The 16,490-nt window shown below is 38.5% G+C and carries 18 protein-coding genes and 1 riboswitch; of the genes, 13 read left to right on the top strand and 5 right to left on the bottom strand.

What is annotated here, in order from left to right:
• Positions 1-26: 26 nt before the first annotated feature.
• Both FLK20_RS16415 and FLK20_RS16410 read right to left on the bottom strand, forming a co-directional pair.
• Positions 27-1,334: a Na+/H+ antiporter NhaC family protein gene (locus FLK20_RS16415; RefSeq protein ID WP_255473841.1), complete on the bottom strand. Its 1,308-nt coding sequence runs from the start codon at positions 1,332-1,334 to the stop codon at positions 27-29.
• Positions 1,335-1,381: 47 nt separating this feature from the next.
• Entirely contained in the window at positions 1,382-2,146 is a 765-nt protein-coding gene (locus FLK20_RS16410) for an SDR family NAD(P)-dependent oxidoreductase (RefSeq protein ID WP_152657677.1), read from the bottom strand.
• An 89-nt stretch (positions 2,147-2,235) separates the two neighbouring features.
• A riboswitch (SAM riboswitch) is annotated at positions 2,236-2,337 on the bottom strand.
• A gap of 171 nt (positions 2,338-2,508) precedes the next feature.
• On the opposite strand from FLK20_RS16410, the gene FLK20_RS16405 reads away from it, so the two are divergent.
• The 5 genes from FLK20_RS16405 (at position 2,509) to FLK20_RS22300 (ending at position 5,406) form a co-directional block, all read left to right on the top strand.
• Positions 2,509-2,991: a DUF4306 domain-containing protein gene (locus FLK20_RS16405; protein WP_152657676.1), complete on the top strand. Its 483-nt coding sequence runs from the start codon at positions 2,509-2,511 to the stop codon at positions 2,989-2,991.
• A 309-nt stretch (positions 2,992-3,300) separates the two neighbouring features.
• On the top strand, positions 3,301-3,654 hold the full coding sequence (locus FLK20_RS16400; RefSeq protein ID WP_152657675.1) for a lmo0954 family membrane protein: 354 nt from the start codon (positions 3,301-3,303) through the stop codon (positions 3,652-3,654).
• A gap of 21 nt (positions 3,655-3,675) precedes the next feature.
• Complete coding sequence (locus FLK20_RS16395; protein ID WP_152657674.1) at positions 3,676-4,317, top strand: PspA/IM30 family protein; 642 nt, start codon at positions 3,676-3,678, stop codon at positions 4,315-4,317.
• 203 nt (positions 4,318-4,520) lie between these two features.
• A complete protein-coding gene (locus FLK20_RS22305) occupies positions 4,521-5,057 on the top strand; it encodes an RpnC/YadD family protein (protein WP_370453201.1) in 537 nt (178 codons plus the stop codon).
• 19 nt (positions 5,058-5,076) lie between these two features.
• A complete protein-coding gene (locus FLK20_RS22300; protein ID WP_370453200.1) occupies positions 5,077-5,406 on the top strand; it encodes a helix-turn-helix domain-containing protein in 330 nt (109 codons plus the stop codon).
• Positions 5,407-5,477: 71 nt separating this feature from the next.
• On the opposite strand, the gene FLK20_RS16385 is transcribed toward FLK20_RS22300, so the two are convergent.
• Positions 5,478-6,068 (bottom strand): TetR/AcrR family transcriptional regulator, encoded by a 591-nt coding sequence (locus FLK20_RS16385; RefSeq protein WP_194165648.1) that lies wholly within the window; start codon positions 6,066-6,068, stop codon positions 5,478-5,480.
• 235 nt (positions 6,069-6,303) lie between these two features.
• Between FLK20_RS16385 and FLK20_RS16380 the strand changes: the two genes are divergently transcribed.
• The 5 genes from FLK20_RS16380 (at position 6,304) to FLK20_RS16360 (ending at position 10,764) form a co-directional block, all read left to right on the top strand.
• Entirely contained in the window at positions 6,304-6,744 is a 441-nt protein-coding gene (locus FLK20_RS16380; RefSeq protein ID WP_152657773.1) for a carboxymuconolactone decarboxylase family protein, read from the top strand.
• Between the two features lie 163 nt (positions 6,745-6,907).
• The gene (locus FLK20_RS16375) at positions 6,908-7,714 is read left to right on the top strand and encodes a VOC family protein (protein WP_152657672.1); all 807 of its coding nucleotides are present in this window, start codon (positions 6,908-6,910) and stop codon (positions 7,712-7,714) included.
• Positions 7,715-8,268: 554 nt separating this feature from the next.
• The gene (locus FLK20_RS16370; protein WP_227995092.1) at positions 8,269-9,045 is read left to right on the top strand and encodes an ABC transporter permease subunit; all 777 of its coding nucleotides are present in this window, start codon (positions 8,269-8,271) and stop codon (positions 9,043-9,045) included.
• A gap of 27 nt (positions 9,046-9,072) precedes the next feature.
• Positions 9,073-9,768, top strand: coding sequence for an ABC transporter ATP-binding protein (locus FLK20_RS16365; protein ID WP_152657671.1), 696 nt, complete (start codon positions 9,073-9,075; stop codon positions 9,766-9,768).
• A gap of 3 nt (positions 9,769-9,771) precedes the next feature.
• Positions 9,772-10,764, top strand: a complete 993-nt coding sequence (locus tag FLK20_RS16360; RefSeq protein WP_152657670.1) for an aliphatic sulfonate ABC transporter substrate-binding protein — start codon at positions 9,772-9,774, stop codon at positions 10,762-10,764.
• A 118-nt stretch (positions 10,765-10,882) separates the two neighbouring features.
• Here FLK20_RS16360 and FLK20_RS16355 read toward each other — a convergent pair whose 3' ends face one another.
• Positions 10,883-11,758: a LysR family transcriptional regulator gene (locus FLK20_RS16355; protein WP_152657669.1), complete on the bottom strand. Its 876-nt coding sequence runs from the start codon at positions 11,756-11,758 to the stop codon at positions 10,883-10,885.
• Between the two features lie 155 nt (positions 11,759-11,913).
• On the opposite strand from FLK20_RS16355, the gene FLK20_RS16350 reads away from it, so the two are divergent.
• A complete protein-coding gene (locus FLK20_RS16350; protein ID WP_152657668.1) occupies positions 11,914-12,612 on the top strand; it encodes an L-2-amino-thiazoline-4-carboxylic acid hydrolase in 699 nt (232 codons plus the stop codon).
• Between the two features lie 179 nt (positions 12,613-12,791).
• Here FLK20_RS16350 and FLK20_RS16345 read toward each other — a convergent pair whose 3' ends face one another.
• Positions 12,792-13,046: a DUF4282 domain-containing protein gene (locus tag FLK20_RS16345; RefSeq protein ID WP_152657667.1), complete on the bottom strand. Its 255-nt coding sequence runs from the start codon at positions 13,044-13,046 to the stop codon at positions 12,792-12,794.
• Between the two features lie 494 nt (positions 13,047-13,540).
• Between FLK20_RS16345 and FLK20_RS16340 the strand changes: the two genes are divergently transcribed.
• On the top strand, positions 13,541-14,548 hold the full coding sequence (locus FLK20_RS16340) for a TAXI family TRAP transporter solute-binding subunit (RefSeq protein ID WP_152657666.1): 1,008 nt from the start codon (positions 13,541-13,543) through the stop codon (positions 14,546-14,548).
• Positions 14,548-16,488: a TRAP transporter permease gene (locus FLK20_RS16335; protein WP_152657665.1), complete on the top strand. Its 1,941-nt coding sequence runs from the start codon at positions 14,548-14,550 to the stop codon at positions 16,486-16,488. Before FLK20_RS16340 ends, FLK20_RS16335 begins: the two co-directional genes overlap by 1 nt.
• Positions 16,489-16,490 lie beyond the last annotated feature (2 nt).

Genomic DNA, 16,490 nt, shown 5'->3' with positions numbered 1-16,490 from the left:
AGTTTAACATGTTCTACCTGATTTTTTTAGTTTCTACCTTTTTTAAATTTAGGAAAACCGATTAATATGGCGATGATACCACAAATTCCTAATGTCATCGGATAAACAGAATAAGCCATAATACTGACTGGTGAAATAGCTGCAAGACCGGCAGCTGCCAGCATTTGTCCGCCATAAGGAACAAGACCCTGCCAGCAGCTTGAAAAGATATCCAGCAGACTGGCTGACTTCCGGGGATCTACGTTATATTCATCTGCAATATTTTTGGCCAATGGCCCCGTCATAATAATGGAAATGGTATTGTTGGCTGTTGCAATGTCTGCTGTACTTACTAACCCGGCAATACCAAATTCTGCTCCTTTTTTTGTTTTAATTCTGCTGGTTACGGCATTTAGCAGCCATTGGATGCCACCGTTATGCTGGATAATACCAATCATTCCGCCAATAAAAATAGCGACTAGCGCAATATCCTGCATGTTTAAGACCCCTTGGGAAACAGCTTGGATAAGTCCTGTTCCGGTAAAAGAACCATTAAGCAATCCAATAATACCGGCCAGAATAGTTCCTCCGAAAAGAACAATAAGTACATTAATTCCAGCAAGAGCACAAACTAAAACAACAATATAAGGCAAAACCTGGATGAATTCATAAGGGTATTCCCCAAGCGTTTCGACTGAGTTTCCACGTGTAAGAAACCAAAGAATAATAGCTGTCACAATTGCACCTGGTAAAATGATAAAAAAGTTTGTCTTAAATTTATCGCTCATTTTTGTATGCTGTGTGCGGACCGCGGCAATCGTTGTATCTGAAATCATAGACAGGTTGTCCCCGAACATTGCTCCGCTTATTACTGTTCCCATCGCTAATGCCATTGGAATACCTGTCTGATCAGCAATCCCTATGCCAATAGGGGCAAGTGCAGCTACAGTTCCCATGGATGTCCCCATGGAAAGAGAGATAAAACAGCCGACAATAAACAAGCCGACCATTAAATAATTACTTGGAATAAATGACAGCCCCATATTAACTGTTGATTCAACTGCTCCCATTTCTGAAGCAGTCTGAGCAAATGCTCCAGCCAAAATAAAGATAACAACCATTAACATAATATTTGGATGCCCTGCGCCCTTGGTGAATATATCCAGCTTTGCAGTTAGTTTTTCTTTTCGGTTCATTGCTAATGCGACAGCTGATGCAATAATGATGGCAACATTAATTGGCATATTGGAAAAGTCTCCTGTAATTAATCCTGTGCCGATAAATAAAAGTACAAAAATAAGTAATGGTAAAAGCGCCAATAGGCTTCCTTTATTTTCTTGATTAGCCATGGAAATTTCCTCCTGATTTTTTATCTGCTTAAGATAATGAAATAAAAAAACGATTAGTTCATAGTCATACCACCGGTAACATTGATTCCCTGCCCTGTCATATAATCCGAATAAGCAGATGCCAGAAAGATAACAACATTGGCAATGTCCTGCGGCACGGCTGTTCTTCCTAAAGGAACCTGGGAATTATCTTCAAGTTCAATCGCTTTTGCATTGACTTTTCGAAGCTCTCCGCCGATGACTCTTTCTGTCCGTTTCATATCTGTTTCAACGATGCCTGGACAGACGGCATTTACATTAATTTTATCCTTTGCTAATTCCAAAGCAGCAACCTTTGTCATGCCAAGCACAGCATGTTTTGAGGCAACATAGCTTCCCATCAGCTGATAGCCGTTTTTGCCGGCCTGAGAAGAAATATTGATAATCTTTCCGCCTTCTCCCTGCTGTTTAAGAATATTCGCAGCTGCCTGCATGCAAAGATACACACCTTTTGCGTTCACATCCATGGTTTTATCCCAATCATTTTCCTTTATATCCACAAAATAATCCATTGTAGAGATCCCGGCATTATTTACTAAAATATCCAGTCTGCCAAAATGGTCTGTTACTTGCTTAACCATTTTGTCTACCTGATCGCTTTTGGATACATCTGCAGAAACATATAAAACGTTATCTGTTGAATTTGTTTGCATCTCTATTTTGTCAGCTACAGCAACTTTTGCACCACAATCCAGGAGCGCATTAACAATTGCTTTGCCAATTCCATTTGCTCCACCAGTTACAATCGCAATCTTTCCTGTTAAATCCATTGTATACATTATTGACCTTCCTCTCTCCGAAACAAAGCAAAATAAAAACCCCTTCTTAAGTCAAAAGAAGAGGTTAAATGAAATAAATTATTTTTCTCTTCTTATCTTTAAGCTTGCATGCTGCTGGAATTGGCACAGTACTGATATAGTCCGCTGCCGAGGCTTCAAAGGGCCAGTCCCTCCACCTCTCTGGATAAGAAATTATATACTTGTAGAATATGAAATTTCGCAGTTAATAGTAATAAGATACAAGAAATACATTTGAAAGTCAATATTTGCTTTTGCTTACTGAAAAATCTAATATCCTGGTTGTTACAATATATTTTATCAGCTAAAATTAGAAGCATGATAATAAGGAGCTGAGAAGCGATATGATTATTGGATTACAAATCGGCTTATGCCTGTGTGTGTTTGTTATATGTGCCGCTTTTGCCTGGTATGAAGGAAGCGGAATAATCCTCCATTCTGATGCGTGGAATACTTCTATGACAATGTTTAATTCGTTAAATGGAATAATTACAAAAGCAAGTGATTTGGTTGTGTGGGATTTCTTTGTTTATGCAGCAAAGTACTCACCAGCTTATCTAATTATCATGATAGTGGCAGGTTTATATTTACTGACCTTGACCGGATATCTGCTTTTCAATAAGCGGAATAGATTTCACCTTTATTTATGGGGCTTGTCAGCTATATTATTAATTTTTAGCACGTTATTTATTGGGGTAGAGGCGATCGATGGCAGGAGCTTTTTCTCTACATTTTTGCTAAGTGGAATTGCATGCTGTATTGGCGGATGGATTGTTAAAAATAAATCGGCTGTCCAGTCCTTGTTTGTGAAGACAAATATAAGCTGAATTTATTTTAACGCAGCCGATCATAGAGACAGCAGCCTGATGATTAAGCAGAAGGAAAAGCTATTATTTCTTGATTGGATAGTTGTTCCAGCCTGGGTATCATAAATAACCAAATATAATTTATCAAACATAAAGTGAGCAGCTCTTATATAGAGTTACTCACTTTTTTTGTCCTTCTGAACATCCCTATTAACAGCAGTTTAGATGCGGGTAGATCTGAAGGCTTAGATAAAGATATTTCTCAGGCTCATTACGGAAAAATGCCGGAACCGGTAAGATAAAGATACGATAACGAAAGGGGAAAACAAAATGAAAAAATTCATGTTGTTTATCGGAGGGCTTATTGCAATAGTTGTCCTTCTCGCAAATTTAGGTCCAATGGTATTACTGGCATTAAGCGTAGGGTTACTATATATATGCTTTAAAAAATTTATTCGTACCGATTCTACTGCTGCTAAAGTAGGATGGGTGATTCTTGGATTAATCGTATTAAGCATTACATTCTCTAACCTCTATGCCGTTTTAGGAGTTGCAGCAGCCTATGCACTTTACCTTATCTATAAAAACTGGAACACACCGGAAAACAATGTTGTCCACGAAATAAAGGAAGATGATGATCCATTTACGAACTTTGAAAAACAGTGGGCAGAGTTAAATAAATAAAACTTAAAGGAGAGATTAGTTATGTCAACAAATATTTTTACTCGAATAAAGGATTCTATTTCAGCAGATTTACACACCATGATGGATAAGAAAGAACAAAAAAATCCAATTGTTGCGCTTAATCATTATTTACGCCAAAGTGAACAGGAAAAAGAAAAAGTGAGAAAGCTGATTGACCGTCAATATAAATTAAAAGAAGAGTTTGCACGTGAGTATGTGAAAGCGCAGGAGCTTGCAGATAAACGCCTGAAACAGGCACAAATCGCAGAGCGTGCCCAGGAAGAGGAAATGCATGAGTTTGCTTTAAAAGAGCATGAAGAGTATCAAAGCCGTGCAGACCGCATGAAAGCATCCAGAGAAGAAGCTATTACCCAGCTGGAAAGTCTGGAGCAGAAATACGAAGAAATGAAGCATCGCTTAAAAGATATGCATCTGCGCCGGATGGAGTTAATGGGGCGTGAAAATATTGCCAAGGCGAATCACCAAATTAACCGTGTGGTGGATGAATCGCCGGAAAAGCCATTTTCCAAATTTGAAGAGATGGAGCAATATATTGAAAATCTGGAGTACAAAGTAAACAGTGCGTACTATCAAAGTACGTTTGACAGTAAAATTGCAGCAATCGAGAAGAAATTAGATGAAAAGGAAGTAAACCAGGATTAGCCGGGTAGAAGTGAATAATCATCACATTTCTCTTAACAGACTTAATTAATTTTAAAGACGAAACTCCTCTGCATTGCGTATTATAATGGGAGGAGTTGTGCGTTTTAAAAGATATATATAAGCCAATCAGAGTAGATTAATAGTGGATTTTTCATGCGAATATTGGTAAAATAAAGATAATTCTATAGAAAGGGAGTGCTTAATTGTTCACAGCACCTGTTATTCTAGAAGAAAAAGCAGACTACATGAAGCACGATCGCCTGTTTAAAAAGCTGATACAAGAGTTTTTTGAAGAGTTCATTGAAGGTTTTTTCCCCAATCTCCATCCCTGCATTGATTTCTCCAAAGTGACATTCCTCGAACAGGAAGTATACCTGGACTACATCAATGGCCGTAAGAAGGAAATAGACATTCTCGCTGAAGTAAAGTTGAACGACCAAGACAAAATCCTCCATATTCATACGGAAGCACAGGCCACCCACGAAGCGGATTTCCCTGAAAGAATGTTTCTCTACTTCAGTTATTTCTATGTAAAACACCGCAAACCCATTCAACCCATCGCCGTTTTGAGTTATAATAGGGAACAGGAAGAACCACCCCAACTCAGAATAGATACTCCCCAACAAAATGTACTTCAATTTAACTTTTTACAACTGCATCTAATCAAGGAAAAACTGGAAAAAGTATATTCAATCAGACAATCCCGCTGTAGCAGCATTGCTCAGTCAGATGGGCTATGAAGAGCATGAGCGTGTGCAGGTGAAGCTCGAGTTTCTGCGGATGATTAGCCGAATGAAAATCGACCCGGCTAAAATGGCATTCTTATATGGTTTTTTTGAGGCATATTTGAAACTAAATGAAAAGGAGGAGGAACAGGTGATGCAAAAAATCGATAACTTGCCGGAGGAGGAAAAAGAAGTGGTGCTGCAGCTGCCAAATTCATATTTTGATAAAGGAAAACAAGAAGGATTAGAAAAAGGAAGACAAGAAATAGCATTAAAATTGATAGCAAAAGGAATGCCAATCAGCCAAATAGCGGAAATTACAAACTTAAGCAAAGAAGAAATTGAAAAGCTTGCCGATGCATGACCACATATAGTGGAACTAGAAAAGTGAGTGAACGGATTTCTATACAAGAGGTGGCTCACTTTTCTTTTGTCTTATTGTTCCAACAACCTTTCATTTATATCTTCCTGCCTAAAAAAGTTAAATCGGCTTATTTCTTCAAACGCTTTTATCAAATCTTCATAAGTGTGTTCAAAATCACTATCGACCCATTTCATCAGAATATTCCACATTCCGCCTGCATTAAAGGCTAAGGCAAATTCCATATGTTCCTCACTGATAGAATAAGCAAACTGGCCTTTGGTCAGTCGGTGGATAGAAGGTAAGTGCTTGTTAAAAGTCTTCAATAGCAGGCTATCTAAATCGTTTGCTCGAGCCAGCCGAATAAAGTCTAAATGCTCTATCCAGAATGCGATGAAAATTTTAGCTACTTTCCCCATATCCATATTTTCTCCGGTATCCAGCCTTTGTAAGTATTCTTGCGCCAGCTGATCGAGGTGTCGTTCCAGTACGGCCTCTTTAGAAGTAAAATGGCGGTAAAAGGTACTCCGGTCTAATTCAGCTTTTTCAGCAATTTCCTTGATGGTGATTTTACGATAAGGTTTTTCTGCCATAAGGGATAAAAGTGCTTCCACCAGCCATCCCTGGGATCTGATGGCAGAGGGATTGTTGCCTGTGTGAGCCATCATTTTTCGCTCCTCTCTAAAGGTCCACATATCATAGTGGTTTGTAGGACTTATTCAAATTGTATTGCTAATTCGTTATGACTAGTATACGATAGCCTTAAAAATGCAACAAATGTTGTACTTGCTCCATGTAATGAACCGTTTTTCAAGGAAGAAGGCAGATTATTAAGGGAGGAGAATAGATATGGCGAAACTGGTCAATAAAGGTATCGTGAAAGCGGCGGGAATGATGAAGATGGATAATCGAATAAATTATTTTAAAGTGTCTCCAGCTGCATTGGAAACCATTATGGAGTCTGAGAAATATGTACGGAAAACCTCCATTGACAGAAAGCTGAAAGAGCTTATTAAAATTAGGGTGTCTCAAATTAATGGGTGTTCTTATTGCTTGAATATGCACACTAAAGCAGCCAAAAAGTTAAAAGTGTCTGATGAACAGATTAATGCTTTAGAGGATTGGAAAGCAGCGGGAATATTCCGTGAAGAAGAACAGGCAGCACTTGAATTAGCCGAAAATATGACCCTAATTGCTGAAAATGGTGTCAGCGATGCACTATATACACATGTGAGGGAATATTATAATGAAAAAGAATATGTGGAACTGGTAATGGTTATTTTGCAGATTAATACGTGGAACAGATTGTCCATTGCGATGGGAAATCATGCTGACGTATAACGTATAGCGAAGAATGCAGGTTGGTGCTCTAGATGGAATATGTGACAAAGAATCTATGCATTCCTCTGAATAATAGTTCCCTTTATTAGAAGCTATTTCTATAAAAGGAAACTTCCATCATCGGGGTGTGATAAAATGAAATGTAAAAAGGGGAGGGAAGTCAATGCATTTTCAGTTTGACCACCTTGTTCATTTTGTTGATAGTCCGGAAGAAGCCAGAGATGCGTTGCAGGAGCTTGGGTTCCATGCTGTTGATGGAGGAAAGCATGATAATGGCGGAACCTATAACGCACTCAGTTATTTTGATTTAAGCTATATCGAGCTGATTGGCGTATTTGATCAGCATCTAGCGGACCAGCCTGCTGAAGCATATAGCCTGAGAGATACATTTCAAAAAGATAATTATGCGTCAGGCTTATCACGAATTGCATTAAGGTCGTGTAATCTTGAGGAGGCTGCGAAACGTTTTAAATCACTCGGTCTGGAGGTAATTGGTCCCGTTCCTTTAGGCAGAAAAAGACCAGATGGCAGTATGATAAGCTGGAAGCTGTTATTTGCAGGGAATCCGGAAGAACAGCTGGACTTGCCATTCTTTATAGAATGGGAAGAAGCCGATGAAGAACGCAGGCAAGGCTTAAAAGAACAAGGGGCAATTACTGCTCATAACCGGGGAGCTGTTTCTCTGGAATCTGTCGGACTTGCTGTAGAGGATGCGAAAGCTGCCATAGAAAAGTGGGCCGCTTATTTGAATTTGGAGCAGGGGGAATCGTTCACCGATGAAGCTTTACATGCAACGGGATACCGCTTAAAGCTGGCTGGTGGAGACATTATCTTTTATGAACCGAATGGAGAAGGAATTGTTTCTGATACGCTGAAACAAAGAGGAGAGAAACCTTTTATCGTCAACTTCTCAGGAGGGAATAAAAAAGAACAATTTGAAGTAAAGCATGCTGTGTACCGATTTATGTAAAATGTTACTCATTTAGCATAAGTTATTTTTCTTCTATGTGTGTTTAACGAAGTATAACCCCTTTTAATCAGGGGTTATTTTTTATGGGACAGATATGATGAAAGGGTGATTTCTTGAACCTATTTTTCAGAGAAAGCTATCTGCAAAAACTTGATATATTTATTTCTGATCTATTTATATAGATAATTTTCTATTTCATTTCAGATCAGGAATAAATGCCGCTCTTTTTATCTGTTGAAAAGATCTGTTACATAATATTTTAGTATTTTTTTCTTTGAAATATGATACAGTAATATCAATGCTGTTTCTATGAAAAATCAATGTTTACAATTCCTAGTTGAAAGGTTATAATTGAGGCACTATTCAATGTATACGTGGGTTGTATGGATTTGTGATTAGGTATGCATAGCAAGGATTTGCTCTAATTGGTTCTGGTTTTTACTAGGTTTTCAAAATCTGTTTTCATTTTTTGTGAATAAAATTGAAACAGTATTATGATGGTGAATATGGGAAAGGCAGCTAGTTGAAGGATACATATAAAGGGGGCACAATCAGTGAAAAAGAATAAATGGTATAATAACCAGCTATTTCCTTGGTTATTGCCGATTGTTATTGTGATTTTATGGCAGGTGCTTGGCCAGCTTAATCTAATTAAGTCCACCATGCTGCCGACGCCAATCGAAGTCGTTGAAGCTGGAATCCGTTTATTCCAGACGGGAGAGCTGCAGGAGCATGTATACATTAGTACAGAACGCGCTGTTATTGGATTTGCAATTGGCGGTGCTGTCGGTTTTCTGCTTGGGTTATTTAATGGAACCGTTCTATTTTTTGAAAAATTGACGGATACATCTATTCAAATGATACGGACTATTCCCCATTTAGCGCTTATTCCACTCGTGATTTTATGGTTTGGAATTGGAGAGAGCGCCAAAATATTCCTTGTTGCAGTCGGGGTCATGTTCCCTATATATATCAATACGTTTAGCGGTATCAAGAATGTAGACCGCAAATTAATTGAGATGGGAAAAGTGTACGGCATGTCGAAGTGGCAATTATTCACCAATATCATTTTGCCGGGTGCGATGCCGAATATTTTAGTCGGGATTCGCTATGCACTGGGAGTGACATGGATTTCGTTAATTGTTGCGGAAACCATTGGCGCTGACGCAGGGATTGGATATATGGCAACGACAGCCCGCGAATTTATGCAGATGGATATTGTTGTATTAACGATTGTGCTTTATGCCATTTTAGGAAAGCTATCCGATTTTATTGCGAAGGTTTGTGAACGACGTTTCCTGAAATGGAATCCAGCTTACCGGAAGCATTAACTGCCAGGGTCAGACAGGAGGGGTTAGATGTTTGGTATTGAATTAAAAAAAGTAGGCAAAAGCTTTGGAGATAATGAGGTTTTACGGGATATTAATGTATCCATACCAAAAGGAAGCTTCACGGCAATAGTAGGAAAAAGCGGCTGTGGGAAAAGTACGCTGTTAAGAGTGATTGCCGGACTTGAGGATGTGACGAGTGGCTCTTTAGCTTACACGGATGGAGAAGCAAAAAAATCAAATATACGCATTATGTTCCAGGATGACCGTCTGATTCCCTGGAAAAGTATTTTAAAGAATGTCGCTATTGGTGGAGTGGATAAGAAGGAGGCAGAAGAAGCATTAGAAAAAGTAGGATTAAATGGCAAAAAAGATGCATGGCCCGATGAATTATCCGGCGGGCAGAAGCAGCGTGTAGCGCTTGCGAGAGCTTTAGCCAGTAAACCGGACGTTTTATTATTTGATGAACCTTTGGGGGCGCTGGATGCGTTAACACGGATGGAGATGCAGCATTTAATTGAAGAACTGTGGCAGGAACAAAATTTCACTTCTATTTTAGTGACGCATGATGTATCTGAGGCAGTACATTTAGCGGATCGTGTGATTGTACTTGATGAAGGCGGTATTCAATTAGATCAGGAGATTGATTTGCAGAGACCGCGCGAACGAGATGAAAGATTTACAAGCTATGAAAAGAAAATACTAGATAAAATCGTAGGGGGATGAAGAATGAAGAAATTACTCTTTGTACTTATTACATGTAGTTTAGTAGTTATATTGGCAGCCTGCAGCGGTAATTCAGATGCAGATGCGTCTGAAGATGGGGATACTATTCGCTTAGGTTATCAAAAAGGAAATACGATGAATCTGTTGAAGGCACGCGGAACTTTAGATGAGGCATTAAATGAGGCGGGCTATAACGTAGAGTGGAAAGAATTCTCGATGGGTGCACCGTTAATCGAGGCGTTAAATACAGATAATATTGATTTTGGCCATTCATCAGATGTGCACAGCGTTCTGATGCAATCCGGCGGACATAATGTCAATTATGTGGCTTCGGAATCACCTTATCCAGAGGGTGTTGCATTATTAGCGAGAGAAGGTTCAGGCATTGAAACATTAGAGGATGTAAAGGGGAAAGTGGTAGGTGTTACTAACGGGGGGAACCAGCACTACCTTCTATTAGAATCTTTAAAGCAGGCTGGTATTGGCTGGGACGAAGTAGATATGAAGTTTTATAAGGATGCCTCTGAAGGCTTAATGGCTTTTTCTAACGATGAATTTGAGGTATTTGGAACCTGGGATCCATTCTATGCAATTGTGGAAGATCAAAATGAAACACATATGATTCTGGATGGAACAGATTTAATTGAAAACCGTACTTTCTATTTGGCAAGAGATGGTTTTGCTGATGAACAGCGGGAAGCACTTACCATCATTTTAGAGGAACTAGAAAATATGGATCAATGGGCTAATGAAGAGAAGCGGGAAGCGGCTGAAATACTAGCTGATGAGTTAGGGCTCGAACCGGAACCGCTTGAGGTTGCACACGAACGTCGCCAGTTCGGCGTTCAAAAAATGACTGAAGAAATAATTGCCAATCAGCAGCAGCTGGCAGATACATTCTATGAAGCAGGGCTGATTGATCATGAAATCAGTGTGCAGGAAGCGGTAGATGCATATGATTTAGATGAATCTATCTTTCCGGATAATATTGAATAGGTTAGAAGAACAGCTTTAATGGGGAGAAAGGTAATAAAGTCAGGAAATAAAACTATTTTTTCTGTACTTAAATATGTCGAAAGAATAGTTTTATTCCCTGGTTCTCCTTACAAAAATTTCATAGGCCGGCTGCAAATAATTGGCATATTTCTACAAACTTCATGGCTGCTGGAGAGGGATAGGTGTTTCGTTTATGTGCAATCCCGACTGTTCGTGCATAATGCTTTGAAAAGCTTTTTTGAATCAGGTCTGCCGGCGCATGAAGTAATATGGATTTTGGAACGATCGAAATACCTAAATTTTCAGATACCATCGTTAAAATGGCTTGATCAACAGATAATTCATAGACCACATTTGGTTCGATTTTATGCTCTGATAAGATTCGTAATACATCACGATCAATATTTTGCTTCGGCATAATCCAGCGTTCATCCTTTAATTGGTTCAGCGTAAGATGCTCCACAGCGGCCAGAGGATGATTTTTTGCCATAATACACAGGAGCTCATCCTGAAAGATGCGGTCAAATACTAAATTTTCAGACACAGGCTTTGCGATAAAGCCAATATCAACTACACCATGCTGGAGCCAATTTTCAATTTGATCATAATCTCCTTCCATCAGACGGATAGTGACTTCTGGGTAATGCTGTTCAAAATAGGACAAAACCTTTGGAAGTAATACGAGTGAAATACTGGGAAGTACACCAACTGTAATCGTCCCGCCAATTAAATTCTTCAAGTTAGCAACCGTATTTTCAAGTTTTTGCTGTTCTTGCAGAATTTTCGAAACATGTTCATAGACCATTTTACCATTGCTTGTTAAAATAACATTATTCCTATTACGAATGATTAAGGAAAGATCCAGCTCTTTCTCTAAATTGTTCATTGCATGGGTAATGGATGATTGAGTCAGATTTAATTTTAGTCCCGTCTCTGTAAAATTTCCGGTTTCGATTAATGTGTGAAGAGCGATATATTGAGCTAATGTAGGCATAATCAAACTCCTTTTAACAAATTTTTTGGATGTATACTTTTATGAATTTTTTTCATGGTTCCATATTAAAATATTCATTCGATTTATAGTTTGTTTTATTTTATAATAGATTGAATACCAAGTAAACTAATAAGGATTTAAAGGAGATGGATAAGATGAGTGAAGAAAAGCTAATGATGAAAGCTTTATCAATGGATATTATTACGGCGAAAATGTTTACTGAACTTCATCTCTCGATTACGGAAGCATATGGTGAAGAGGAAGGACGTAAGCTGGTACAGCAAGGCTTGGAAGCATTCGGTCTGAAAGATGCAGAAACAATGGCGAAAAAAGCAACAGCAGAAGGACAAAATCACGCATTTTATGACTATTTACCACAGGTTGTTGAAGGAGAAGAAAAGTATGCGGACTTAACGACGTTTGCACGTTTTTCAAAAATGTTTGCTCAAATTGCAAAGCAGGTCGTGGATAAATATGATGAAGAGGGCGAAGATGTTATCAGACGTGCTGTTGAAAGATATGGCAGAAAACGCGGAGAGGGTATAGCCCAGCGTGCCCGTGCCAATGGCTTGGAAAATACATCTGATAATTATTTGAAAAACTATGATATGGCGCGCAGTGAACTGTTTGAAGTAGATACAGTGTATAAAGAAAATGAAGTAGAGCAAACCTTTACGTTTTGTCCGTTTGGTCAGCAGTGGGCAGATGATGACATGGGGAAATATGGCATTCTGTATTGCCAGGTGATCGATCCTTCTGTAGCGAAAGGATACAATAAGAATTTTGAAGTCATCCATGACCAATATGTTCTTCGTGAAGGACAATGTCATTTCCAGTTTCAGATGAAGGAGTAAGTATTGTAGTAAATGCCAGTTGGTTACTTACTTCAAAAATTAACTTACTAAAAACGTTGATTTTATGCTGATGAAGTTTGTTATTTTTGTAGGCAGAAATGCAATGCTCCTAAAAATAAGGATTTCAGATATTTGATAGGCTCTGAAATCCTTATTGAATTTCAAAGATGCTTTATAAATTATTTATCTCTTATTTGTTTTAATATTTCATAAATCTTGAACATGATGATTAATAATTCACAATAAACGCGTACTAAAAGGGTTCCGACAATAATAATGATAAGGCCTGTTAAAATAAGTAAAAATTCTTCCTCAACTATTCCCGAAAAAATAGTGGTTAGCCCAAATAGCACGGACGCAGCAAGTCCAACCCAAAATAATACTTTAATGATTATGGGCGTAATCATTTCTTCAAAACTGAAGAATTTGTTCATGAAAATTCCTCCTTTTCTCTTTTTTTACAGAATATACGAAAAACAGATAATTTTACAAGAGTATATAGATTCAGGGCGTAAATATCTGTTGATAGCATATAGAAGTTTAGTATAGTCTTTTTTATAGATCATTTAGCTATCAACCATTTTGATTTCTGGGAGTAAAGACCTGTTTTGGGAATACAATACTTCCAACCTATCTGTTATCATATACGCTGTTTATCTGTTTTTGTTTGAAAACAACCCACTTATATTATGTTCAACAGCAATAACCAGCCATTTCCATATCCTTTTCTACAAATTTTTTAATAATGCTATATCTGTATGTGGAGCTCTTCTAAAATGTATATTGTTGACAGACGGCAATACATGCTCTGTTAATAAAGCTTTAATTAATTTATTAAAATCTCGCATAAAGGTATTGTCATAAAATGTATAATGTTGTAACATTGTATTACAAGTTAAATTGAAAGCGCATACAAAGGGGTGTTTGAATGAAAGGGAAGCAATTTTTATTTGCAGTACTTATTTTTGCCTTTGTTTTATCCGGATGTAATTTTGAGAAAAAAGAAATTTATAACATAGCAACAGCCACGACAGGAGGTACATATTATCCGATAGGTGTTGGAATGGGGCAGCTTTGGACAGAGCATTACCGCAATCAAAACATTAAATTTAATGGACAGGCTTCAGCAGGGTCTGTAGAAAACATTGATTTACTCCGAAATGGAGAAGCTGATTTTGCTATACTTCAGGGGCTGATTTCGACACAGGCAGCGGAGGGAAGTGGTATTTATGAGGGAAATCAGTATGAGGAGCTCCGATCTGTAGGTATGATTTGGCCAAATGTAGAACACTTCGTATTAATGGAAAATTTTGTGGAGTCCGGAGATATCTCTGATATCGAGGGAAGATCCTTCTCGGTAGGTCCACAGGCGAGTGGAACCGAGCAATCTACAGTAACCATGATGGAAGGGATTGGACTTGGGAAAAGCGATATCAGGACAGAATATCTTGGCTATGATGATACTATTTCATCAATGAGAGATGGCCGGTTAAACGGCGGATCTCTGCCTGCGGGGGTACCCGTGTCTGCTATTACTGATATGTATGCAAGTGGATTAAATGCGGCTATTTTAGAGGTTACCGACGAACAAATGGATGATATTAATGATATTGTCAATACCTGGTACCGCTATACGATTGAAGCAGGCTCTTATCCAAGACAGGAAGAAGATATTGAGACGATTGCCCAGCCTAATATTTTAGTTACAACTTCAGATATGGATGAAGAAATGATTTATAACCTGACAAAAATCCTGTTTGAGAATCAAGAATATATGATTAATATTCATAACTCTGCCAGAGAAATGCAGGTGGAAACAGCATTGGAGGGCTTGAATACACCACTCCATGCTGGTGCTTACCGCTATTTTGAAGAACAGGGTGTAGAGATTGAAGATCATCTTAAACCAGAAGAGCTGAGAGAGGAGGAAAATTAATGGGAAACGCTCATGCAACGAAGATGGATTTAGAAAAAAATCCAAAAGATAATCCGGTTATAGACCGTAAATCAATGCGTAATAAAATCATTGCGGTTGTCGGGATTATTCTATCTGTCTTTGTTTTACTTACATCCAGCTATTTAAACATTCAGGAATTTTATAGAAATACAATCTTTTTAATTTTAATCTTTGTCATGGGATTTTTACTTCACCCGTCAAACAAAAATAAGGCCAGGAAAATATCATCGATTGATGTCATCATGATTTTTCTGTCGGTTATTTCCATCGGCTACATTACTGTGACATATACAAATCTGCATGTGGATCGCTTATCACAGGCGAATACAATAGATTATGTATTTGCTGTCTTATGTATTTTAGTATTGTTTGAGATAACGCGCCGATCTATTGGCTGGTTTATTCCTGTTTTGAGCGTAATAGCTTTACTTTATGGTATTTATGGTGCTTATTTCCCTATTGATTTTGCTCATTCTGGCTTCACATTCGAAAGACTGCTGTATCGGATTTACATGACGTCTGATGGAATATTTGGCAGTACGTTATCGATTGCTTCGACCTATATTGTATTGTTTATCTTATTTGGTTCATTCCTTACCGTGAGCGGTGCAAGTAATTTGTTTAATGATTTGGCTCTGGCGATTGCGGGGCAGCGTCGTGGAGGGCCTGCACAGGTTGCTGTTATTACAAGTGCGTTGACAGGGTCATTAAACGGGAGTGCCGTAGCGAATGTAGCGACAACTGGTGCATTTACCATCCCGCTGATGAAAAGTATCGGGCTCAAGCCGAGATTTGCAGGTGGAGTAGAAGCTGCTGCTTCGACTGGAGGCATGCTGATGCCGCCTATTATGGGTGCGGCAGCATTTATTATGGCAGGATTTTTGGGAATTCCTTATACGGCAATTGTTTTGGCCAGTATTCTGCCCTCCCTTCTGTACTTTATTGCCTTAGTGTTTGCCATTGATACAGAAGCGAAGAAGCTTGGATTGAAAGGTATCAGTAAAGAAAATATTCCAGATATCAAAAAAGTGTTATTGGAAAGAGGAGCATTACTTCTGCCGATTATTGTTGTCATGGGTGTACTTCTGTTAGGAAGAACAGCGATTTTTGCCGGGTTTGCCGGAATTATTGCTACAATTTTTACTTCTTATTTAACTAAAGATAAAACGAACCGGATTACCATCTCTAAGTTTTTTGAAGCACTTATTGATGGAGCAAGAAACTCGGTTCAGGTTGCTATTGCCTGTGCCTCTGTAGGAATTATTATTGCTGTTGTATCGATGAGCGGTGTAGGGTCAATGCTTGCATATAATGTAGCAGATCTTGCAGGTGGAAATTTATTTATTATATTGATGCTGGTTATGGTTACTTGTATTGTGCTCAGTCTGGGCCTTCCGTCAACGGCTTTATACATTGTGGTAGCGGTAACAGCTGCACCAGCTCTTGTTCAAGTAGGGGTTAACCCTTTAGCAGCTCACTTTTTTGTATTTTATTATGGTGCAATGTCTAATGTGACTCCACCTGTAGCTCTAGCAGCATATACCGGGGCAGGAATTGCCAAAGCAAACCCCATGCAAACTGCTTGGACGGCTTTACGGTTGGCATTGCCTGGTTTTATTATTCCGATCATTATTGCTTATGATCCAATCTTGCTGCTGCAGACGGATGAAGGTCCGATTAATTACTTTGTATTAGCACAAGCATTTATTTCAGCTGTTATTGGTGTCTATGCACTCGCGGTTGGATTCGGTAACTATATTCGAGTAAAATTAACTATAGTAGAAAGAATCTTAATAATCGGAGTGGCCTTCTTATTGATTTCAACGAATCAATTATTAGACATCATTGGTTTAGCATTATTTGCATTGATACTTATTTTCCATTTTATAAGAAGCAAGCGGCTCCTGGAGGCAGGATGATT

The organism is Oceanobacillus sp. CFH 90083 (genome assembly GCF_009389585.1).
Taxonomy (GTDB): Bacteria; Bacillota; Bacilli; order Bacillales; family Amphibacillaceae; genus Oceanobacillus.
The sequence above is the reverse complement of the archived record's forward strand: the minus strand, read 5'-3'. Positions and strand labels throughout refer to the sequence as shown.